Origin of the sequence: Plantactinospora soyae (assembly GCF_014874095.1) — a bacterium.
GTDB lineage: Bacteria > Actinomycetota > Actinomycetes > Mycobacteriales > Micromonosporaceae > Plantactinospora > Plantactinospora soyae.
Window position 1 is genome coordinate 4,044,832 of the sequence record NZ_JADBEB010000001.1, and the last position, 20,672, is coordinate 4,065,503.

Genomic DNA, 20,672 nt, shown 5'->3' on the forward strand with positions numbered 1-20,672 from the left:
GGTGCACCGTGACCGGCGGTGACCTGCCGGAGTACGCCGATCCGCCGGCCCGGCACCGGGGGACACGCGGCTGGCGTGCGGTGTGGGGTTGGCGGCCGGACCGGCGCCGGTTCCGGGACAACCTGTTCACGGTCGCCTGGCTCGTCGCGGTCTGGAGCCTGCTGTGGGGCGAGTTCTCCCTCGGCAACCTCCTCGGCGGGGCTCTCGTGGCCGTGGTCGTGCTGGTCTTCCTGCCACTGCCCCGGGTGACCTTCGGGGGCCGGCTCCGACCGCTGGCCCTGGCCGACCTGGTCGTCCGGTTCGTCGTCGAACTGGTGGTGGCGAGCGTGCAGGTCGGCTGGGTCGCGGTACGCCCCGGCCCGCCACCCCGGAACGCGATCATCGCCGTCCGGTTGCGGGTACACAGCGACCTCAACCTGACCCTGACCGCCGAGGTGCTGTCGCTGGTGCCGGGAACGCTCATCGTCGAGGCGGACCGGGACACCGGAACGCTGTACGTGCACGTTCTGGACGTCCGTGGCGCCGAGGACCTGGCGCAGAGCCGGGCCCGGATCCTGGCGCTGGAGACCCGCCTGGTCCGGGTGGTCGGCTCCGCCGCGGAACTGCGCCTGCTCTCGCCCACACATCCCGAACCGGAAGGATCCAGATGACTGTCACCGTCGTTATCGTCGCCATCCTGCTCTCGGTCGCGGCGGGGCTGGCCCTGTTCCGCGTCGTACGCGGCCCCGCCCTGCTGGACCGGATGGTCGCGGTGGAGGTACTCCTCTCGATCATGATCGGTGCACTCGGCGCGGAGGCGGCCGTCAACCGGCACGCCACCACCCTGCCGATCCTGATCGCCCTGTCGATGCTGGGCTTCATCGGCTCGGTGTCCCTGGTGCGGTTCGCCGCCGGGGAGGAGGCGTGAGCGGCGCGGATCTGCTGGACGTGCTCGTGGCGGCCTGTCTGGTCGCCGGAGGCCTGCTGAGCCTGCTCGCCGGGATCGGGCTGCTCCGGTTTCCCGACGTACTCACCCGGATGCACGCGGCGACCAAGCCGCAGGTGCTCGGGGTGCTGCTCATCCTGCTGGCGCTGGCGGTGAGCCTGCGCAACGGTGCCGACCTGGCCACGCTGGTGCTGATCGGCGGGTTCCAGCTGGCCACGGCGCCGCTGGCTGCCCAGATGATCGGCCGGGCCGCCTACCGGACCGGGCGGGTCCGCGCCGATCTGCTGGTGGCCGACGAGTTGGCGGACCGCGGGGACGGGCCCGGGGACGGGACCTGAGCGGGCCACGGGCCCGCCCGCCGGCTACGACCCGGCGGGAAAGGCCATCGTGCCGAGCAGTCCGAGGGCACCGGGCAGCCGGGTGTCCTGCCGAAGGAACTGGACGACGACCGGAACCTGGGACCGTACGACACAGCCGAACCGTCGCCCCAGGACGATCGCCTCCGGATCGACGAGATCGTTCAGGCGTACGTGCCGGACCCGGCGCGCGCCGACCTCGATCGGGTACGGCCCGACCGGTTCCCGGTCCTCGTAGTAGATCGTCAACTCCAGTTCGGCGGTCTCGTCCCCCGTGTTGAGCACACACAACTGGTCGAAGCTGGTGAACTCGGGTTCCTCACCACTGCTCGGGAAGGGGATCCGGCCACCCGGGACCACCCACACCCGTCCGCCGAGCCCGGTCATCACTCGTCCCTCAGCAGCCGGGCGAGGTCCGGGGTGAGGAAGACGTCGTCCGGATCGAGCCGACTGCGGAGGTCGGCGAACCTCTGCCACTGTGGATAGAGCCCGCGCAGCTCCCGGGCGGTCAGCGAGTGCTTCTTCCCCCAGTGCGGGCGGCCGTCGTGCTGCCGGAACACGGCCTCGACGTCGTCGAAGTACTCCCGGTGGGGCAGCGAGTTGTTCTGTATGCAGGCGATCGTGGTGGTGGCCCGGCCGTACGCGGTGCTGAGCCAGATGTCGTCCTCGGCGACGGTGCGGACCAGGATCCGCCAGGCCACCCCGGTCCGGTGCCGGTTCAGGACCCGGCGGCGGATCTCCGCGAAGCAGGCGTGGAACGCCTCCGACGGAATGGCGTACTCGATCTCGTCGAAGCGCAGTTCCCGGTGCCGGGGAATGGTCCGGTGACTCGGGCCGGTCTCGGTCGTCCGGGGCTCCCCGGCCGGGGTGAACGCCGGCTCGTCGTCGCGCAGGTTGAGGGTCCGGATCTGGGTGGTGTCGGTACGCGGGTACCAGTAGAAGTCCATGTTCCGGTTCTGCCGCTGCAACTGGTGCAGATGCTCCAGGGTCCAGGCGATGGACGAGCACCAGCTCCGGCGCCGCAGATGGTAGGTCGGGCCGAGCCGCAGCGTCATCCGGGTCACCACACCGAGTGCGCCCAGGGACAGTCGGACCGCCGGAAGCAGGCTCGCGTTCCGCTCCGCGCAGACGTCCAGCACCTCGCCGGTGCCGGTCACCAGCCGTACGCCGGCCACCTGAGTGGACAGATTGCCGAAGCGCAGCCCGGTGCCGTGCGTACCGGTGGCGGTGGCGCCGGCGATCGTCTGCACGTCGACGTCGCCGAGGTTGTCCATCGCCAACCCCGCTTCGTACAGGGCCTCGCCGAGTTCGCCCAGCGGTTCGCCGGCGCTCACCGTGGCCAGGTACGGATCCTCGTGCCGCCGCACCGACCGCTCCAGCCCGGTCAGGCTGACCAGTACGTCGTCGGTCCGGACCAGTGCGCTGGACGAGTGACCGGCGCCGACCGGCCGGAGCTTCGTCGACGTCCGACGGGCCCGGTCGACCAGCGCCCGGAGCGCGTCCTCGTCGGCCGGCGCGACCTGCTCCCGAGGGGTGAAGCGCAGGCTTCCGGACCAGTTGCGCCACTGGCGTCCCAATACCGCCTCCCGTTCCCCGGTGTCCCCGCTGCCGCCGGTCGCGCGTGTGGCTCCGTACGCGGTTCCGGCGGGCCGGCGGGGCCGCCCGGGCACGCTTCCCTACCCGGTCACCGGCCCCGGAAACGGTCTCGGTTCCCGGCCGGCCGACCCGGCGACCGCGGCGGTACGCCCTGGTGGCGGGTCCGGCGGCGGGGACCGGTGGTTGTCCCGGCAGGGCACAGCGGGCCTGGATAAGATGGTCGCGTGATCGACTCAACTGCCCAGGAGGGCAGCTGTAGCCAGCCGGGTCAGACCCGGCACCCATCGCACCAGTCGCGACAACGGGGAGCGCTGAGCCACCCGTGCTGATCGTGCTCGGTCTTCTTCTGATCATCCTGCTCACCGTGGCGACCGGTTATTTCGTCGCCCAGGAATTCGGCTATGTCGCCGTGGACCGGGGCAAACTCCGACAGCTCGCCGAGGACGGCGACATCGCCGCCCAACGCGCCCTCACGGTCACCGGACGCCTCTCCTTCATGCTCTCCGGAGCGCAACTCGGGATCACCGTCACCGCGCTGCTCGTCGGTTACGTCGCCGAGCCGTTCCTGGGCGACGGGCTGGCCGAACTGCTCGGGGTCGCCGGGGTCTCGGCGGCGGTCAGCACGCCGGTCTCGGTCGCGCTGGCCCTGGTGATCGCCACCGTCGTACAGATGGTCTTCGGTGAACTGGCCCCGAAGAACCTCGCCATCGTCCGGGCCGAGCCGCTGGCCCGGGCGCTCAGCCGCTCGACCCTCTTCTACCTCGCCGTCGCCGGCCCGGTGATCCGGCTGTTCGACGTCGCCGCCACCCGGCTGCTGCGCCGGTTCGGTATCGAACCCGTGGAGGAGCTGCCGAGCGGGGCGACGCCGGAGGACCTGGAGCAGATCATCGCCGAGTCGCGCGAGGAGGGGCAGCTCGACGCGGAGATGTCGATCCTGCTCGACCGGGGTCTCGACTTCCGGCAGCTCACCGCCGCCGAGGCCATGGTCCCCCGGGTGGACGTGCACACCGTACGCGCCGACGAGCCGGTCAGCCGGCTGGTCGAGCTGCTGGACACCGGGCACTCACGATTCCCGGTCCGCGGGGCGGAGGGGGTGGACGACCTGATCGGTGTGGTCGGCATCGCCGACGTGCTGGGGGTGCCGGCGGCGGAACGGGCGAGTACCCCGGTCGAGGCGGTGGCCGTACCCCCGTTGCTGGTGCCGGCGACGCTGCCGCTGCCGACGGTGCTGGACCGGTTGCGGGCCGGGCACCGCCAGCTCGCCTGCGTGGTCGACGAGTACGGCGGATTCGCCGGCGTGATCACGCTGGAGGACATCGCCGAGGAACTGGTCGGACCGATCCGGGACGAGGACGATCCGCCCGAGCGGGCCCCGATCCGCCAGGCCGACGGCTCCTGGGTGGTGCCGGCCCGGTGGCGGATCGACGAGGTCGCCGACAGCACCGGCATCACCCTGCCCGAGGCGCCCGAGTACGACACCCTGTCCGGACTCGTGATGCGGGAACTCGGCCGGGTGCCCGAGGTCGGGGACCGGTTGGAGATCCGGTTGTCCTCGGACGGGGACAACGAGCACGACGAGTCGCTGCCCCGGGCCCACGTCGAGGTGCTGGCGGTCGACCGGCACGTCGCCGACTCCGTCCGGCTCCGGGTGCTGGCCAACGAGGCGGCGTCATGAGTACGACGTGGGCGTTGCTGATCTCCCTGCTGCTGCTCGCGCTCAACGGCTTCTTCGTGGCCGCCGAGTTCGCCCTGCTGGCGAGCAAGCGCTACCGGTTGGAGCAGGCCGCCGCCTCCGGTGGCCGGGCCGCCCGGGCGGCACTGGACGGGGTCCGGGAGCTGACCCTGATGCTGGCCGGTGCCCAACTCGGCATCACGGTCTGCACACTGGGGCTCGGCGCGCTCGCCGAACCCGCCATCGAGCACCTGTTCAGCCCGGTGCTGCACGTGGTGGGCCTGCCGAACACGGCCAGCCACGTCATCGCCCTGCTGCTCGCGCTCGCCATCGTGACCTTCCTGCACCTGGTGGTCGGCGAGATGGCCCCGAAGTCGTGGGCGATCACCGACCCGGAGCGGTCCGCGCTGCTGCTCGCCCTGCCGTTCCGGGCGTTCGCCCGGGTCGCCCGGCCGATCCTGGCCGCGCTCAACGGGCTGGCCAACGTCACGCTGCGGCTGGCCCGGGTGGATCCCGAGGAGCAGTTGGCCCAGGCACACGGGCCGGAGGAGCTGCGGATGCTGTTGCAGCAGTCCCGTGAGCACGGTCTGCTCGGCGCCGACCAGCACGAGATGCTGACCAGCATGCTGTCGCTCCAGGGCACCACGGTCGCCCAGGTGATGGAGCCGGTGGAGACCATCGTGTCGGTACGCCTGGACGACTCCGCCGAGCGGATCGAGGAGGTCTGCCGGTCCAGCGGCCGTTCGCGGCTGGCCGTCTTCGACCATCCGGGTGAGGTGGCCGGGGTCGTACACGTCCGGGAGGCGGTCCGGGTCACCACCGCCGGTCGTGCGGCGACGGCCCGGGATCTGATGACCACCCCGTTCACCCTGGCGGCGACGGCCACGGTCACCGAGGCGGTCGCCGCGATGCGTGCCGACCAGGCGCAGTTGGCCCTGGTCAGCAACGGTGCAGGTGCCAGTCGGCCGATCGGGTTCGTCGCCTTGGAGGACCTGCTCGAGGAGGTCATCGGGGAGTTCGACGACGAGACCGATCCGGTGCCACGGGGGCGGCGGCTGCGCTGAGCGGTGCCCGTACGGCCGGCGGGGGCCGGACGTCCGGGTGCGGAAGGGACGGCGGCGGTGGGCTTCGGAGGGCTGCTGCCCGGTTCGGGGTTGAGCGTCCGGACCGCGCTGACCAATCCGAGCACCCGGCCGGGGTTGACCCTGCCGGGCCGGGTCGCCGTCACCGCCGGCCGGTCTCCGGTGACCGTCGACCGGTTGGCTCTCGGCCTGGTCACCCGGGTCGAACCGGCGGACGGTTCGGCGGAGTACGTGCCGGTGGAGTTTCACCGGGTGCCGGTCACCGGAGGGTTCGGGTTGGACGCCGACGAGTGCCGGACCGTGGACTTCGGCGTGCCGGTGCCCTGGGAGACCCCGGTGACGGTGGTCAACGGGGTGTGCCTGCTCAACCTGCGGATGGGGCTGCGGGCCGAGGTGGCGGTCAGCCCGATGCTGGACCGGGGCGACCTGCGCCCGGTGTACGTACATCCGCTGCCGGCGCAGGAGGGCGTGCTCGCCACGCTGACCGGGTTGGGTTTCCGGTTGCGCCAGGTCGGACTGCTCGCCGGCCGGCTGCCCGGAGTGGCACAGCGACTGCCGTTCCACCAGAAGATCGGCTACTGGGCGGCGCCGCTGTACGCCGGCCCGTTCAGCGAACTCGAAGTGAGCTTCTTCGCCAATCCACTCGGCGTGGAGGTCGTCTTCGCGCTGGACCGCCGGATCGCGCTCGCCGGAGCCGGCCACGTCAGCCTGAGCCGGTTCCGGGTCGCGCACCAGGGCGCCGCCGAGGTCGACTGGACGAACGTGGTGGACGGCTGGATCCGGTACGCGGTCGACCGGCACGGCGCGCTGGGCTCCGGCTATCCGGTCCGGACGGCCCGCCGCCCTCCGGCGCCGCCCCGCTCCGCCGCGGTCCGGGCCGAGGCCGACCCACTGCACCCCGGTCCCTCCGGCACCAACACCCCGGACAGCCAACACCCGGGCGCCGAGCCGTCGGGCCACGCCTCAGGCGATGCGTCCGCAGCCGACCGGGGCCCCCGGCAGGCAGACAGCGGCGGGGGCGGCATCGGCGGCGGCGGCGATGGCGGCGGCGGAACCTGACGGTAAGGAAGGGCCCCTTCCTATCGTTTTTTGTAGAAGAAGGGCCCCTTCCTAACACTTCAGCCCCGGCGCGCCCCCCAGGCTCAGCCGACGGTGGCGGTGGCCAGTTTGAGGCCGAAGCCGAGGAAGAGGGCGCCGATGCCGGTGGTCACGGCCGCGGTCAGCCGACGCCGACGCCGGAACTGGGCCGCCAGGTGGCTGCCGGCGAAGATCAGCATGGTCAGGTAGAGCGCGCTGGTGACCTGGACGATCAGGCCGAGCATCAGGAACGACAACGCCGGGTGTGGATAGGCCGGATCGACGAACTGGATGAAGAACGAGATGAAGAAGAGGATCGCCTTCGGGTTCAGCAGGCTGATCGCCGCCGCCCGCCGGAACGGCCGGTCGACAGCGGCCGCCGGGGCGACCGTGGCCGGCCGGGCGCCGGCCGGGTCCGGCGCCGCCGGCTCGTTGCGGGTACGCCAGCGCCGCCAGGCGCCGCGCAGCATGCCCAACCCGAGATAACCGAGGTACGCCGCACCGGCGTACTTGATCACCATGAAGATCGGCGGGTGCGTGGTGAGCAGCGACGCCACCCCGGCGGCGGAGAGTGCCATCAGCACGGCGTCGCCGACGAACACCCCGGCGGCGGCGCGGTAGCCCGTCCGTACCCCGGTCTTGGCGGCCGTGGCGAGTACGAAGAGTGAGTTGGGTCCGGGCAGCAGGATGATGGCCACGGTGCCCAGCAGGTACGTCCAGATGTCGGTGATCCCCAGCACGCCGGAATCATCGCCCGGCCGGGACCGCCGAACGAAGTCTTTTCCGCAGCTGAAGCTGTGCTTCCGGCCACTCGTCGGCGATCATCACGTACTGCACGGTGTCCCGCCACGAGCCGTCCGGACGCTGCCGGTGGCGCCGGAGCACCGCCTCGCGCCGGGCGCCGAGCCGCTCGATGGCCCGCTGCGAACGCTCGTTGCGGATGTCGGTGTGCCAGACCACCCGCTGCGCGCCCAGTTCCTCGAAGGCCCGGGTCAGCAGCAGCAGCTTGGCCTCGGTGTTGACCCCGGTACGCCACCAGCGGCGGCCCAGGAAGGTGTGTCCGATCGCGACGGCGCGGTGCTGCGGGTTGACCTCGTAGTAGGAGGTGGTGCCGATCACCTCCCCGGTGCCGGCGTCGAGTTGCACCCAGGGCACCCGCTCGCCCCGCCAGCCGGCGTCGAGTGCGGCCCGGACCACGTCGGCGAGTTCGTCCGGGTCGGTCGGCCTCGCGACGCTCAGGTGTTGCCAGACCTCGGGGTCGCGGCCGGCCGCCCACAGCCCCTCGACGTGCGACTCGGCCAGCGGTTCGAGCCGGACGTGGGCACCGGCCATCGGTGCCGGGGTGTGCCAGGGGGACAGTGCCGGCAGCAGGTGGTCGGGCAGCGGCGCGGTGACCCCGGTGTCCGGCTCCGGCCGGCCGGTGACCATCCGCAGTGGCAGTACGCCGGCCCAGTACGGCAGGGCGAGGTCCGCCGGCTCCTCGCGTACGCCGCCGGTACGGGTCCGGACCGAGACCTCGCGCAGCGGCAGTGCCAGTACGGCGGTTTCGGCGAGTTCCCGGCGGTTCGGTGGCCGGCTGGCGCCGGACCGTCCCCGGCCGACCTTCTCCACCAGCGCGGTCAGCACGGCCGCCTTCTCCGCCTCGGCGGTGACCAGGTGGGCGCTGCCGTGCACCACCACCGAGCGGTAGTTGGCGCTGTGGTGGAACTGGGAGCGGGCGTAGACCAGGCCGTCGAGGTGGGTGATGGCGACGCAGACCGCCAGCCCGGCCTCGCTCCGGGCGGCCAGCAGCGGCCGGCTGCCGGTGGAGCCGTGCAGGTAGAGCGTCTCGCCGATCCGCACGTGCAGGGTGGGCAGCACCCGGGGTTCGCCGTCGACGGCGAACCCGAGATGGCAGTGGTACGCCGAGTCGAGGAGTTCGTGTGCGGCGTCCCGGCGGTAGTCGGTCCGCGCCCGGTCGCGGGTGGCGGTGGTCCGGTGCGTCTGCTCGTACATGCCGCGTCCACCTCTTTGTTATAGTACAATCCTGTAACTGTGACAGCACATTATCAGATCACCGGTACGACGGCAGCCGAGATTTCGGCGAACATCGAAACCGGGGTACGCCTCGGCGAGTTGCCCGCCGGAGCCGCCCTGCCCGCCGTCCGGGCCCTCGCCGACCAACTCGGGGTCGCGCCGGGCACCGTCGCCAAGGCGTACCAGGGGCTCCGCCAGCGCGGGGTGGTGGAGACCGCCGGCCGCAACGGCACCCGGATCCGCCCCAAACCACCGGTCACCGCCGGCCGGGCCGAGCTGCGGCTGCCCGCCCCACCCGGCGCCCTCGACCTGTCTGTCGGTGAGCCCGACTCCCGGCTGCTGCCCCCGCTCGGCACCCACCTGGCCGCGCTGGCGTCCAGCGCCGACAACCCGGTCAACTACCGGAGCGGTGGCGTCCTGCCCGAGCTGGTCGAGGCGGCCCGGGAGCGGCTGGCCGCCGACGGCGTACCGGCGGAGGCGGTCACCGTGACCGGCGGCGCGTCGGACGGCATCGAGCGACTGCTCGTCACCAATCTGCGGCCCGGGGACGCGGTCGCGGTCGAGGACCCGGGCTGGGCCAACACCATCGACCTGGTCGCCGCCCTCGGGCTGCGGGTGGTGCCGATGTCGGTGGACGACGAAGGCCCCACGCCGGCCGGACTGCGGGCGGCACTGGCCGCCGGAGCCCGTGCGGTCGTGGTGACCAGCCGGGCGCACAACCCGACCGGAGCGGCCGTCACCGCACGGCGGGCGGCGGAACTGCGCGGGATTCTGGCCCGCCATCCGGACCTGCTGCTCGTCGAGGACGACCACGCCGCCGAACTCTCGGTGGAGCCGCTGCACTGCCTGGCCGGCGCGACCCGTACCTGGGCCTTCGTCCGGTCGGCGAGCAAGCCGTACGGGCCGGACCTGCGGGTCGCGGTGCTCGCCGGGGACGCCGCGACGGTCGCCCGGGTCGCCGGCCGGCTGCGGGTCGGCTCCGGCTGGGTCTCCACGGTGCTGCAACGGCTCACCCTCGCGCTGTGGCGGGATCCGGAGGTCGCCGAGCGGATCGCGCTGGCCCGGCAGAGCTACGCCGACCGGGTCGCCGCGCTGCTGGCCGCGCTCGCCGAACGGGGACTGACCGGGCACGGGCGTACCGGAATCAACGTCTGGCTGCCGGTACCCGACGAGACCCGGGCGATCACGGTGCTGCGCGACGCCGGCTACGTGGTGTCGCCCGGCGCGATCTACCGGCTGGCCAGCGGTCCCGGAATCCGGATCACCGTCAGCCCGCTCGCCGAGGAGGACATCGCACCCCTGGCCGACGTGGTGGCCCGGGCCGCCGCCCCCGGCGCGTCGGCCACCCTGAGTGCGTGACGTCGGAGGTATCGGGTAGAACATGCGCTATGTCTGACACCGAGACCGCGCCCGGAGCCCAGGAGTTCATCCCGCCCGGTGCCGACAGCCTCGCCGAACTACGCGCGGCGGCCGGTGGCTGCCACGGCTGTGAGCTGCACCGGGACGCCACCCAGACGGTCTTCGGCCGGGGCGACGAGCGGGCTCGGGTGGTCTTCGTCGGTGAGCAGCCCGGCGACATGGAAGACCAGAAGGGGTTGCCGTTCGTCGGCCCGGCCGGGCATCTGCTGCGGCGGGCCGTGGACGAGGCGGGCATCGACCCGACGCAGCTCTACATCACGAACGCCGTCAAGCACTTCCGCTTCGAGATGCGGGGCAAGCGCCGGCTGCACAAGACCCCCGACCAGGTGCACATCGTCGCCTGCCGGCCCTGGCTGGTCGCCGAGTTCGCCAAACTGCACCCGGAGGTCGTGGTGGTGCTCGGCGCGACCGCCGCCAAGGCGCTGCTCGGCCCGTCGTTCCGGGTCACCCGGTCCCGGGGCGAGCTGCTGCCCTGGCCCGAGTCGGCCCAGCGCCCGCAGGACTTCGCCAAGGTGCCGGTCGGGCCGACGGGCCAGCGGGAGTCGGTCCCGCCGACCCAACTCGTCGCCACCATCCACCCCTCGGCGGTGCTCCGCGCCGACGACCGCGACGCCGCGTACGCCGGCCTGGTCGCCGACCTGAAGGTGGTGGCCGGCGCGCTCGGCTGAGCCTTCGTACGCGGGGGAGTGACCACGGCCTTCACGTCGAGAATCGGTCGTGCGGGCCCAGCTCGCCGTAGCGGCGAGGACCGGTTGTGACAGGTGCGGGACAGCGCACTAGGTGATTGAGAAGAGCCGATCCGTCGGATCCACCAGGACCGCCAGCAACGTGCCGGGTACGAGGGCCGGGTCGTCGGCGCGGATCGTGTCCGCCTCGAAGGTCGCGAACCCGGGCCCGCTGATCCGCAGGCGGAGTTCCAGCCCAGGATCCTCGCCGCCCAGGTGGTTGGCCACCGTGAGAACCTCCGCCGTCGCGGCGACACCGGCGGTGGCGAGCCGACGCGCGTCGCGGCGCGAGCGGGTGACCAGGCGCAAGCCGAAGACGCCGAAGCCGACCCCGACGATCGTCGCCAGTACGCCACCGGCGAGCAGGCCCCAGAAGTCCGTGGGCGACTGCCGTGGGTCCACAGTCACCCCGACAGCGAGCAGGACTGGTCCGGGCAGGAAGATGGCCAGGAAGACGAGCCGGCAGAGTAGTGCGCCGATCGGACCGAGGCGCGCTTCCGCCTCCCGAGGTGTGCCCGCCATCCCCGAACCCTAGTGCACCGCCCGACGTGACCGACCAGTTGTGGGATCGACCGGGTCCGACCCGGAGCAGAACGGCTGGGCGGTGCCGCAGGGGTTGGGTTGGCCGTTCCCCCGGGGCAGACTGACCGGCATGGAGCAGCACCTCTACCAGCCGGTACACGACGAGTTCCGGGCGCTGTGCCGGGCGTTCCTGGCCCGCGAGGCGGTACCGCAGCACGAGCGGTGGGAGGCGGACGGCATCGTCGACCGGGAGGTCTGGCGCCGGGCCGGCGCCGCCGGGCTGCTGGGGATGGACGTTCCCGAGGAGTACGGCGGGGGCGGCCAGCGGGACTTCCGGTTCAACGCGGTACTGGTGGAGGAGATCGTCGCAGCCGGCTGCTCCGGCCTCGGGTTCGGGTTGCACAACGACGTGGTGGCGCCGTACCTGACCGAACTCGGCACGCGGGAGCAGCGGCGGCGCTGGCTGCCCGGTTTCTGCTCCGGCGACCTGGTCACCGCGATCGCGATGAGCGAGCCGGGTGCGGGTTCCGACCTGGCCGGGATCCGGACCACCGCCGTCCGGGACGGTGACGGGTACGTCCTCAACGGACAGAAGACGTTCGTCACCAACGGCGAGCTGGCCGACCTGGTGGTGGTCGTGGTCAAGACCGCGACCGACCGGGGCGCCCACGGGGTCAGCCTGATCGTGGTCGAGCGGGACACGCCCGGCTTCACCCGGGGGCGTCGACTGGCCAAGGTCGGCCTGAAGGCCAACGACACCGCCGAGCTGTTCTTCGACGACTGCCGGGTGCCGGTGGAGAACCTGCTCGGGACCGAGAACAAGGGCTTCTACCACCTGATGGGCAACCTGCCCCGGGAGCGGCTCAGCATCGCGGTTGCGGCGGTGGCCGCCGCCGAACGGCTGCTCGCGATCACCGTCGAGTACGCCCGGTCCCGGGAGGCGTTCGGCCGGCCGATCGGGGCGTTCCAGCACAACCGGTTCCTGCTCGCCGAGCTGGACACCGAGATCACCATCGCGCGTACCTTCCTGAACCACTGCGTCGCCGAGATCAACGCCGGCCGACTGTCCGCGGTGGACGCGGCGAAGGTGAAGTGGTGGACCACCGAGTTGCAGAACCGGGTCGCCGACCGCTGTGTGCAACTGCACGGCGGGTACGGCTACATGCTGGAGTACCCGGTCGCCAGGGCCTGGCTGGACGGCCGGGTGCAGACCATCTACGGCGGCACCACCGAGATCATGAAGGAGATCATCGGCCGCGAGCTGGGCCTTTAGCACATCGACCACCGGATAGGCCCTCGGCGAATCCGGGTTGATATCGCCCGTACCCCGTGTTTCCATCCGTGCACGCGTGTATAGGAAGGGTCCCTTCCTATACAGAAAACGATAGGAAGGGACCCTTCCTAACCAGCAGGGCGGACGGGGAGCGGCATGGCGACGGAGTTGACGACCGGAACGGCAAGCCGGGCGATCGCGGCGGAGCGGACGGATGTCCCCGGGATTCAGCGGCGCACGCTGTGGCTGCTCAGCCTCACCCAGGTCATCGGCGGGATCGGCATGACCATCGGGATGTCGGTGGGCGTGCTGCTCGCCGCCCGGATCGGCGGTACCGCGATCTCCGGCCTCGCGCAGAGCGCCTCGGTGGTCGGCGGGGCGCTGCTCGCCGTACCGGTGACCCAGATCATGCGGTCCGTTGGCCGGCGACCCGGGCTGGTCGCGGCGTACCTGGCGGGTGCGGTGGGCGGAGCCCTGATCGTCGTCGCGGCGGTGACCGGCTGGGTCCCGCTGCTCTTTCTCGGCATGCTGCTCTTCGGCGGCGGCACCGCGGCCAACCTGCAGGCCCGGTACGCCGCCGTCGACCTGGCCGAGCCGGCACGGCGGGGCCGGCATCTGTCGATCGTCGTCTGGGCCACCACGATCGGTGCGGTGACCGCGCCCAACCTGGCCGCGCCGGCCGACGACGCGCTGGGCTGGCTCGGGTTGCCCCTGCTGGCCGGCCCGTTCGTGTTCAGCGTGCTCGCCTTCCTGCTGGCGGCCGGCGTACTCCTGGTCCTGCTCCGCCCCGATCCGCTGCTCACCGCGCGCCGGCTCGCCGCCGAGGAGGCAGAGGAGGCCAAGGAGGCGGAGGAGGTCGACGCGGTGCCGGCTCCGCCGGTCGCTGCGGCGGCCGGCGGGGTCCGCCCGGGCCGGCGGGACGGCCTGCGGGCGGCGTTCCGGGTGGTACGCGAGGTCCCCGCCGCCCGGCTCGGCATCTCCGCCGTCGCAATGGGCCATCTGGTGATGGTCGGAGTGATGGTGATGACCCCCGTACACCTCGGCGAGTGGCACTCCGACGCCGACGTGCTGCGGGTGGTCGGCATCGTGCTGAGCCTGCACATCGCCGGCATGTTCGCGTTCTCCCCGCTGGTCGGCTGGCTGACCGACCGGTTCGGGCGGCGGGCCGTGATCCTGGGCGGCATCGGTACGCTGCTGGCCGCCTGCGCGGTCGCCGGGACCGCCGGGCACAACACCGCACAGGTGTCGGTCGGACTGGCCCTGCTCGGCCTGGGCTGGTCCGGGACCATGGTGGCCGGCTCCACCCTGCTCTCCGAGTCGGTGTCGGCCGACGTCCGACCCGCCGTCCAGGGGCTCTCCGACCTGACCATGGGGTTGGCCGGCGCGCTCGCCGGGGCACTGAGCGGGTTTGTCATCCAGGTGGCCGGCTATGCCGTGCTCAACCTGCTGGCCGCGGTCGCCGTCGTTCCGCTGGTGGCGCTAGCGTTGCGGACGGCGCCGCCGCAGGAGCGCGCCGGAGCGTGAGGCGCGCCCGATCGGGTGGACCCGGCTCGTCGATGGGATGGGAAGGAAAGTGTCTCGGTGCGGCTGACGGATTTCTGGACACGCCTGGAGCAGACGTTCGGTCCGGCGTACGCCGGCAGCCTCGCCGCCGACCAGGTGTTGCCGCAGTTGGGTGGCCGGACCATCCGGCAGGCCCTCGAGGCTGGTGAGGAGACGGTCGTGGTGTGGCGGGCGGTCTGCGCCGCGTACCCGGACCGGGTTCCCGCCCGGCTGCGCTGAGCGGTAGAGTCCTACCGATCAACTCCGAAGCGTGATCAACGAGGCACTTACGGTAGTTTGGCGTGTCGTGCGTTGAGTCGTACACATGTTCGGCTATTGTCCACAGCAGGGCGCCCGTCCACAGGTCGCGGCCAGCCGGCTGTTTTCTGTCGGACCGAGCGCCTAGCGTGTCCGCGTGACGAAAAGCTCAGCGAAGATGCCGGCGAAGGCAGGGGTGGCGACGATGGCGGCAGGTCCTGACCGGGAGAAGGCACTCGACCTTGCTCTCGCTCAGATCGACAAGCAATTCGGCAAGGGCTCGGTGATGCGGCTGGGGGAGCGGCCGGTCATCCAGACTGCCGTGATCCCAACCGGTTCCATCGCGCTCGATGTGGCACTCGGCGTCGGCGGTCTGCCGCGCGGCCGGGTCGTCGAGGTGTATGGACCGGAGAGCAGCGGTAAGACGACCGTGGCGCTGCACGCGGTGGCCAACGCCCAGCGGGCCGGGGGGATCGCCGCGTTCATCGACGCGGAGCACGCCCTCGACCCGGATTACGCGAAGGCGCTGGGCGTGGACACCGACGCGCTGCTGGTCTCCCAGCCGGACACCGGTGAGCAGGCGCTGGAGATCACCGACATGCTGATCCGATCCGGCGCGATGGACATCATCGTGATCGACTCGGTCGCGGCGCTGGTGCCGCGCGCCGAGATCGAGGGCGAGATGGGCGACAGTCACGTGGGCCTCCAGGCCCGGTTGATGAGCCAGGCGCTGCGGAAGATCACCGGTGTGCTCAGCAACACCAACACCACGGCGATCTTCATCAACCAGCTCCGCGAGAAGATCGGCGTCATGTTCGGCAGCCCGGAGACCACCACCGGTGGTCGGGCGTTGAAGTTCTACGCCTCGGTCCGGCTCGACGTGCGACGCATCGAGAGCCTCAAGGACGGCACCGACGTGGTCGGTAACCGGACCCGGGTCAAGGTGGTGAAGAACAAGGTCGCCGCTCCCTTCAAGCAGGCCGAGTTCGACATCATGTACGGCAAGGGCATCTCCCGAGAGGGCTCGCTGATCGACGTCGGGGTGGAGCAGTCGATCATCCGCAAGTCCGGCGCCTGGTACACCTACGACGGCGACCAGCTCGGCCAGGGCAAGGAGAAGGCCCGCGAGTTCCTGCGGGAGAACCCCGACGTGGCGGCCGAGGTCGAGAAGAAGATCCTCGAGAAGCTCGGTGTCGGGGTGGGTGCACCCGACGCGGCCGGCGGACCCGAGCTGCCGCCGGTGGACTTCTGACGGTCGACTGAGTCCATACAGACGTGGCTGGACGACGTGGTGCCCGTACGGGCCGGGGCTGGGACGCTGCCCCGTCGGCCCGTACGGGCGGAAGTGGCACGGGGCGTACCCGTCGGGGCGGCTCCGGAGGTTCGGGCGGTCCGAACGGCCCGGGGTCCGACGTAGCGGGTCGCCCGGTCGGCGAGGGGTCCGAGCCGGCGAAGCCGCGCAACGAGGCGGAGCTGGCGCGGGAGATCTGCCTGCGTCAGCTTTCCGCTCGACCCCGCACCCGGGCCGAGCTGGCGACCGCGCTGACCCGCAAGGGCATCTCGGCGGAGACGGCCGCAGAGGTGCTGGACCGCTACGACGAGGTCGGCTTGATCGACGACGCCGCCTTCGCCCGTGCCTGGGTGACCAGTCGTCATCAGGGCCGGGGCCTGGCCCGCCGGGCGCTCGCCAACGAGCTGCGCCAACGGGGGGTGGACGCCGAGACCGCGACCGAGGCGCTCGACGAGTTGGACGAGACGGCCGAGGCCGAGACCGCCCGCCTGCTGGTCGACCGGAAGCTGCGTACCGCCACCGGTAGCCCGGACGCGGTGTTCCGCAGGTTGGTCGGCATGCTCGCCCGCAAGGGCTATCCCGCCGGGGTGGCGATCCGGGCGGTCAAGGACGCGCTCGCCGAGCGGGACGCCGAGGCGGCCGAGTTCGCCGAGTACGTCGACCCCGACGCGCTGGCCGACACCGAGACGGAATTCGATCGGGACGGGCTCTGAGCGGAGCGGTCCGGGTGGGCCGGGCCGCCGGGAGAATGCCGCTGATCAGCAGCCGTGGCTGACGGTTAGGATCGCGTAGTGGATCAAGAGGAGTGGGAACGGCGGTTATCCGATGCCTGGGCGTCGTTCGACCAGCGGAGCGAGCCGGAGTTCCGGTCCCTGATCGAGGAACTCGTCGCGGAACTGCCCGAGGGGAGTGCCATCGGTACCTTCGAGCGGGCGTCCTCGTTCGATGCGACCGACCGGCCCGATCTCGCCGTACCGCTGTACCGGGAGGCGCTCGACCAGGGGCTGACCGGCGAGCGACGGCGCTGTGCGGTGATCCAGATGGCCAGCTCGCTGCGGAACCTCGGCCAGCCGGAACAGAGCGTGGCGCTGCTCACCGCCGAGCTGGACGCCGGCTCCGACCACCTGGACGACGCGGTGCGGGCCTTTCTGGCGCTCGCCCTCACGGACGTCGGGCGGGAGCGGGAGGCGACTTCGCTCGTACTCGCCACGTTGGCCCCGCACCTACCTCGCTACCAACGCTCGGTGGTCCACTACGCCGGACTGCTCGTCGAGCCGTAGCCGTAGCCGTAGTCCTCGCGACCGGGGGCGGCTGTGCGGTGGGACGCCTGCTGGGAGCGCTTCCGCCGGCCGTTTCGGCGCCGGTCGTCGGCCACTCGGGACCGAGTCGGATTCCGGACTCGCCCCCTTATGCCCGGCCCGATATCAGCGCCGCGTGAGCGTGCCGCTGCCCTGCGTCAGGTACCGCGTCGGATCATGAGTTTCTTGACCGAATGCCCCATCGCGACCTAGCCTCGCCTTAGACGAGTTTTCCCGACCATCGCAGGCTAAGCGCACAACATAGAACGCGTAACAGTACGGCATCACTTCGGCCAGTTCATCGGCCAGATAAGCGGTTACCGGGCGGGCCGGCTCGGTGACCGCAGCACCACACCCGGTCGTCAGCGGTGTCCCCGGGGGGCACTGCCGGACGGCCGTATCCTCGGCCAGCCGCCTCGGTCGGGCGTCGTGACAGCCGTAGGGCGCGCGCCTCACCCACAGGCGCAGCCCCTCCGGCGCCGGACGGCAAAGGGGAGGCGGCCATGACCGAGCGGGCCAGGGACAGTAGCGGAGCCAGTCACGTCGAGGTGACGGCGTGAGTGAGCGCATCGGGCGGACCAGTGTGTCCGGTACCGCGGCTCACGGCGGCGCCGAACGCACCGGGGTGACGACGTGAGCACCCTCGAATGGGCACTGCTGGCCGCGATCGTCGGGTTGGCGGCGCTGGTGCTCGTCGCGATGGCGCTCGGCGCCCGCGCGCTGCGCCGGATCGGTACGGTCGCCGCGACGCCGGCCGTGGACGACCCCGCGTTCGTCGCCGAGAAGGACCGGCAGGAGCAGTCGCTGGCGGCGTTGCGGACCGCCGCCGACGAGGCGTCGTCGAGCGTCGACACCGCCAAGTCCGCCGCCGCGTCGGCCCGGGCGGACGCCGCCGCCGCGAAGGCCGAGGCGAGCGCCGCCCGCGCCGAGGCGCAGCGGGTGCTGGACACGGCCCGCGCCGAGGCGGACACGGTGCTGGACCGGGCGCACCGGCAGGCCGAGACCGACGCCGAGCAGGTACGCGCGGCGGCCCGGCGCAGCGGCGAGCGGGAGATCTCCCTGCTCGCCTCCACCACCCGGGAGCAGGCCGCCGAGGTCGAACGGCGAGCCCAGCGGATGGACGAGCGGGAGCGACTGCACACCGAGGAGGTCGAGCGGCTCGCCGAACGGGAGCGCAGGCTGACCTCGACAGCGGCCGAACTGGTGGCCCGGGAGGCCGGGCTGGTCGCCCGGGAGGCGGCCCTGGTCGAGGCGGAGGAGCAGCAGAAGCGGGAACTGGAGCGGATCGCCGGCCTGACCGGCGACGCGGCCCGGGTCGAACTGGTCGACGCGATCGAGGGCCAGGCCAAGCGGGAGGCCGCGATCCTGGTCCGGGACATCGAAGCCGACGCCCGGAACACCGCCGACCAGCGGGCCCGGCACATCGTGGTCGACGCCATCCAGCGGATCGCCAGCGAGCAGACCGCGGAGAGCGTCGTCAGCGTGCTGCACCTGCCCGGCGACGAGATGAAGGGCCGGATCATCGGCCGCGAGGGGCGTAACATCCGGGCCTTCGAGTCGGTCACCGGAGTCAACCTGATCATCGACGACACCCCGGAAGCGGTGCTGCTGTCCTGCTTCGACCCGGTACGCCGGGAGATCGGCCGGTTGACGCTGGAGAAACTGGTGCTCGACGGCCGGATCCATCCGCACCGGATCGAGGAGGTCTTCGAGACCGCCAAGCACGAGGTGGAGCGGCTCTGCCAACGGGCCGCCGAGGACGCCCTGGTCGAGGTGGGCATCACCGAGATCCATCCGGAGATGGTCAGCCTGCTGGGGCGGTTGCGCTACCGGACGTCGTACGGGCAGAACGTGCTCAAGCACCTGGTGGAGACCGCGCACATCGCCGGGATCATGGCGTCCGAGCTGCGGCTCGACGCACCCACGATCAAGCGGTGCGCGTTCCTGCACGACATCGGCAAGGCGCTCACGCACGAGGTGGAGGGCAGCCACGCCCTGATCGGCGCCGACCTGGCCCGCAAGTACGGCGAGGCCGAGGAGGTCGTGCACGCTATCGAAGCGCATCACAACGAGGTGCAGCCGCAGACCATCGAGGCCGTGCTGACCCAGGCGTCGGACGCCTGCTCCGGCGGCCGGCCGGGCGCGCGGCGGGAGAGCCTGGAGGCGTACGTCAAGCGGCTGGAGCGGATCGAGGAGATCGCCGCCGGCAAGTCGGGCGTGGAGAAGGTCTTCGCGATGCAGGCCGGTCGGGAGATCCGGGTGATGGTCAAGCCGGACGACGTCGACGAGATCGGCGCGGCGGTGCTGGCCAGGGACGTGGCCAAGCAGATCGAGGAGGAGCTGACCTATCCGGGTCAGATCCGGGTCACCGTGGTACGCGAGTCCCGGGTCACCGAGATCGCCCGCTGACCCGACCGAACCCGCTCGTCGGCGACGGGGTTCGCCGGCGACGAGCCGGCCCTCCGCTTCGGCGTCACGGATCCGCGCTACAGACGGAAACGCCGGCCACGACCCTCGGGTCGTGGCCGGCGTCCTGTCGTCATCGGTGGAACGCGGATCCCGCACGGTGGCGGAGGACCGATCAGGTGCCGTCGGCTCCCGCGCCCACGCTCACGCCGGCTCCGGGCTGCCCGGTCTGCGGCATCACCGACGGCGGGGCGGCCTGGGTGGGCAGGCCGCGGGTCTTGCGGCCCCGGGCCATCCGGCGCTGCGCGTATTCGGCGAGCTTGGAGAGCAGGTAGTTGACCAGGATGTAGATGGCGCCGACCACCGCGTACACCTGGATCGGGTTCTCCAGGTTGTCGATGATGAAGCGGCTGACCCGGAGTACTTCCTCGTAGCTGATGATGAAGCCGAGCGAGGTGTCCTTGAGTACCACCACGAGCTGGCCGATCAGGGCCGGCAGCATGATCCGGAACGCCTGCGGCAGCAGGATCATCCGGGTGGTCTGGAACGAGGTGAGGCCCACCGCGCTGGCCGCCTCCCGCTGTCCGCCGGGCAGGCCCTCCATGCCGGAGCGGAGAATCTCACCGATGACCACGCCGTTGTAGATGGTCAGACCGATGACCAGGTACCAGAGGATGTCGCCGAGGTCGACGCCCAGGTCGGGCAGGGCACTGGCGACGAAGAAGATGGTGATCACGACCGGCAGGCCGCGGAAGATCTCCACGCAGAACCGGGTGATCAGGTTGAGGACCCAGCCGAGCCCGCGCAGCGTCACGGCGGCCGGCGTGGGGAACCCGACGTACCGTCGCTGTTTGAGGGTCTTGAGCTGGATCCGGAGTACGGCGAGCGCCGTACCGAAGACGAGCGAGCTGACGATCGCCAGCCCGGCCGCGGTCAGGGTGGCGATGAAGCCGTCCCGCAGCCGCGCCCACACCAGCGGGAACACCTCGTTGTTGGGGTCGACCAGCGGACCCCACTTCTCCATCGTGAACTGGCCGTTGTCGTCGAGCGGCCGGTAGACGAAGAGGTAACCGAGGCCGGCGATGCCGACGAGGGCGAGCAGGCTCACGATCAGGGTCATCCGGCGGGCCCGTGGCCCGGGGGCGTCGTAGAGCACCGTCTGCTGCTGGCTCATGCCGCCACCTCGCCGCGCTCGTTCACGTCCGCCGCCTTGT

At 71.7% G+C, this 20,672-nt stretch carries 21 protein-coding genes; 15 read left to right on the forward strand and 6 right to left on the reverse strand.

Going from position 1 to position 20,672, the window contains the following annotated elements; genetic code table 11:
* The first annotated feature begins 8 nt into the window (after positions 1-8).
* The 3 genes from H4W31_RS18050 to mnhG are packed head-to-tail and all read left to right on the forward strand — an operon-like array spanning position 9 to position 1,263.
* The gene (locus H4W31_RS18050; protein WP_318783251.1) at positions 9-650 is read left to right on the forward strand and encodes a Na+/H+ antiporter subunit E; all 642 of its coding nucleotides are present in this window, start codon (positions 9-11) and stop codon (positions 648-650) included.
* The gene (locus H4W31_RS18055) at positions 647-907 is read left to right on the forward strand and encodes a monovalent cation/H+ antiporter complex subunit F (protein ID WP_192767732.1); all 261 of its coding nucleotides are present in this window, start codon (positions 647-649) and stop codon (positions 905-907) included. The genes H4W31_RS18050 and H4W31_RS18055 overlap by 4 nt, the downstream gene beginning before the upstream one ends.
* Positions 904-1,263 carry a monovalent cation/H(+) antiporter subunit G gene (gene mnhG, locus H4W31_RS18060; protein ID WP_192767733.1) on the forward strand — a complete coding sequence of 120 codons (360 nt, stop codon included), beginning with the start codon at positions 904-906 and terminating at the stop codon, positions 1,261-1,263. Before H4W31_RS18055 ends, mnhG begins: the two co-directional genes overlap by 4 nt.
* A gap of 24 nt (positions 1,264-1,287) precedes the next feature.
* On the opposite strand, the gene H4W31_RS18065 is transcribed toward mnhG, so the two are convergent.
* The gene (locus H4W31_RS18065; RefSeq protein ID WP_192767734.1) at positions 1,288-1,668 is read right to left on the reverse strand and encodes a sensory rhodopsin transducer; all 381 of its coding nucleotides are present in this window, start codon (positions 1,666-1,668) and stop codon (positions 1,288-1,290) included.
* The gene (locus tag H4W31_RS18070) at positions 1,668-2,858 is read right to left on the reverse strand and encodes a D-arabinono-1,4-lactone oxidase (protein ID WP_192767735.1); all 1,191 of its coding nucleotides are present in this window, start codon (positions 2,856-2,858) and stop codon (positions 1,668-1,670) included. Before H4W31_RS18070 ends, H4W31_RS18065 begins: the two co-directional genes overlap by 1 nt.
* Positions 2,859-3,199: 341 nt before the next feature.
* Here H4W31_RS18070 and H4W31_RS18075 point away from each other — a divergent pair, with 341 nt between their 5' ends.
* The 3 genes from H4W31_RS18075 to H4W31_RS18085 are packed head-to-tail and all read left to right on the forward strand — an operon-like array spanning position 3,200 to position 6,690.
* The gene (locus H4W31_RS18075) at positions 3,200-4,552 is read left to right on the forward strand and encodes a hemolysin family protein (protein ID WP_192767736.1); all 1,353 of its coding nucleotides are present in this window, start codon (positions 3,200-3,202) and stop codon (positions 4,550-4,552) included.
* Positions 4,549-5,613, forward strand: a complete 1,065-nt coding sequence (locus H4W31_RS18080) for a hemolysin family protein (protein ID WP_192767737.1) — start codon at positions 4,549-4,551, stop codon at positions 5,611-5,613. The genes H4W31_RS18075 and H4W31_RS18080 overlap by 4 nt, the downstream gene beginning before the upstream one ends.
* Positions 5,614-5,670: 57 nt before the next feature.
* Positions 5,671-6,690: a sporulation protein gene (locus tag H4W31_RS18085; RefSeq protein ID WP_192767738.1), complete on the forward strand. Its 1,020-nt coding sequence runs from the start codon at positions 5,671-5,673 to the stop codon at positions 6,688-6,690.
* 83 nt (positions 6,691-6,773) lie between these two features.
* On the opposite strand, the gene leuE is transcribed toward H4W31_RS18085, so the two are convergent.
* Together leuE and H4W31_RS18095 are read right to left on the reverse strand one after the other, a co-directional pair.
* The gene (gene leuE, locus H4W31_RS18090) at positions 6,774-7,448 is read right to left on the reverse strand and encodes a leucine efflux protein LeuE (RefSeq protein WP_192767739.1); all 675 of its coding nucleotides are present in this window, start codon (positions 7,446-7,448) and stop codon (positions 6,774-6,776) included.
* Positions 7,449-7,455: 7 nt separating this feature from the next.
* Positions 7,456-8,703, reverse strand: a complete 1,248-nt coding sequence (locus tag H4W31_RS18095; protein WP_192767740.1) for a bifunctional pyridoxamine 5'-phosphate oxidase family protein/GNAT family N-acetyltransferase — start codon at positions 8,701-8,703, stop codon at positions 7,456-7,458.
* Between the two features lie 39 nt (positions 8,704-8,742).
* On the opposite strand from H4W31_RS18095, the gene H4W31_RS18100 reads away from it, so the two are divergent.
* Together H4W31_RS18100 and H4W31_RS18105 are read left to right on the forward strand one after the other, a co-directional pair.
* Positions 8,743-10,083 (forward strand): aminotransferase class I/II-fold pyridoxal phosphate-dependent enzyme, encoded by a 1,341-nt coding sequence (locus H4W31_RS18100; protein WP_192767741.1) that lies wholly within the window; start codon positions 8,743-8,745, stop codon positions 10,081-10,083.
* A 29-nt stretch (positions 10,084-10,112) separates the two neighbouring features.
* A complete protein-coding gene (locus H4W31_RS18105; protein ID WP_192767742.1) occupies positions 10,113-10,811 on the forward strand; it encodes a UdgX family uracil-DNA binding protein in 699 nt (232 codons plus the stop codon).
* Between the two features lie 108 nt (positions 10,812-10,919).
* On the opposite strand, the gene H4W31_RS18110 is transcribed toward H4W31_RS18105, so the two are convergent.
* Positions 10,920-11,390 carry a hypothetical protein gene (locus H4W31_RS18110; RefSeq protein WP_192767743.1) on the reverse strand — a complete coding sequence of 157 codons (471 nt, stop codon included), beginning with the start codon at positions 11,388-11,390 and terminating at the stop codon, positions 10,920-10,922.
* Between the two features lie 130 nt (positions 11,391-11,520).
* Here H4W31_RS18110 and H4W31_RS18115 point away from each other — a divergent pair, with 130 nt between their 5' ends.
* The 7 genes from H4W31_RS18115 to rny all read left to right on the forward strand — a co-directional run bounded on the left by H4W31_RS18115 (position 11,521) and on the right by rny (position 19,461).
* Positions 11,521-12,663 carry an acyl-CoA dehydrogenase family protein gene (locus tag H4W31_RS18115; RefSeq protein ID WP_192772192.1) on the forward strand — a complete coding sequence of 381 codons (1,143 nt, stop codon included), beginning with the start codon at positions 11,521-11,523 and terminating at the stop codon, positions 12,661-12,663.
* A gap of 156 nt (positions 12,664-12,819) precedes the next feature.
* Positions 12,820-14,187: an MFS transporter gene (locus H4W31_RS18120; protein ID WP_192767744.1), complete on the forward strand. Its 1,368-nt coding sequence runs from the start codon at positions 12,820-12,822 to the stop codon at positions 14,185-14,187.
* Between the two features lie 57 nt (positions 14,188-14,244).
* Positions 14,245-14,445: a DUF3046 domain-containing protein gene (locus H4W31_RS18125; protein ID WP_192767745.1), complete on the forward strand. Its 201-nt coding sequence runs from the start codon at positions 14,245-14,247 to the stop codon at positions 14,443-14,445.
* A 223-nt stretch (positions 14,446-14,668) separates the two neighbouring features.
* Positions 14,669-15,715: a recombinase RecA gene (gene recA / locus H4W31_RS18130; protein WP_192772193.1), complete on the forward strand. Its 1,047-nt coding sequence runs from the start codon at positions 14,669-14,671 to the stop codon at positions 15,713-15,715.
* Positions 15,716-15,738: 23 nt separating this feature from the next.
* Complete coding sequence (locus H4W31_RS18135) at positions 15,739-16,467, forward strand: regulatory protein RecX (RefSeq protein ID WP_192767746.1); 729 nt, start codon at positions 15,739-15,741, stop codon at positions 16,465-16,467.
* Between the two features lie 78 nt (positions 16,468-16,545).
* Positions 16,546-17,034 (forward strand): tetratricopeptide repeat protein, encoded by a 489-nt coding sequence (locus H4W31_RS18140; RefSeq protein ID WP_192767747.1) that lies wholly within the window; start codon positions 16,546-16,548, stop codon positions 17,032-17,034.
* 717 nt (positions 17,035-17,751) lie between these two features.
* A complete protein-coding gene (rny, locus tag H4W31_RS18145; protein WP_225946774.1) occupies positions 17,752-19,461 on the forward strand; it encodes a ribonuclease Y in 1,710 nt (569 codons plus the stop codon).
* A gap of 172 nt (positions 19,462-19,633) precedes the next feature.
* Here rny and H4W31_RS18150 read toward each other — a convergent pair whose 3' ends face one another.
* A complete protein-coding gene (locus tag H4W31_RS18150; protein ID WP_192767749.1) occupies positions 19,634-20,632 on the reverse strand; it encodes an amino acid ABC transporter permease in 999 nt (332 codons plus the stop codon).
* Positions 20,633-20,672 lie beyond the last annotated feature (40 nt).

Bases quoted from the DNA above. Each gene is read 5' to 3' on its own strand.
- H4W31_RS18055 (WP_192767732.1), top strand. From the start codon at position 647: ATGACTGTCACCGTCGTTATCGTCGCCATCCTGCTCTCGGTCGCGGCG.
- H4W31_RS18065 (WP_192767734.1), bottom strand. From the start codon at position 1,668: ATGACCGGGCTCGGCGGACGGGTGTGGGTGGTCCCGGGTGGCCGGATC.
- H4W31_RS18080 (WP_192767737.1), top strand. From the start codon at position 4,549: ATGAGTACGACGTGGGCGTTGCTGATCTCCCTGCTGCTGCTCGCGCTC.
- H4W31_RS18095 (WP_192767740.1), bottom strand. From the start codon at position 8,703: ATGTACGAGCAGACGCACCGGACCACCGCCACCCGCGACCGGGCGCGG.
- H4W31_RS18105 (WP_192767742.1), top strand. From the start codon at position 10,113: ATGTCTGACACCGAGACCGCGCCCGGAGCCCAGGAGTTCATCCCGCCC.
- H4W31_RS18110 (WP_192767743.1), bottom strand. From the start codon at position 11,390: ATGGCGGGCACACCTCGGGAGGCGGAAGCGCGCCTCGGTCCGATCGGC.
- H4W31_RS18115 (WP_192772192.1), top strand. From the start codon at position 11,521: ATGGAGCAGCACCTCTACCAGCCGGTACACGACGAGTTCCGGGCGCTG.
- H4W31_RS18120 (WP_192767744.1), top strand. From the start codon at position 12,820: ATGGCGACGGAGTTGACGACCGGAACGGCAAGCCGGGCGATCGCGGCG.
- recA (WP_192772193.1), top strand. From the start codon at position 14,669: ATGGCGGCAGGTCCTGACCGGGAGAAGGCACTCGACCTTGCTCTCGCT.
- rny (WP_225946774.1), top strand. From the start codon at position 17,752: ATGGCGCTCGGCGCCCGCGCGCTGCGCCGGATCGGTACGGTCGCCGCG.
- H4W31_RS18150 (WP_192767749.1), bottom strand. From the start codon at position 20,632: ATGAGCCAGCAGCAGACGGTGCTCTACGACGCCCCCGGGCCACGGGCC.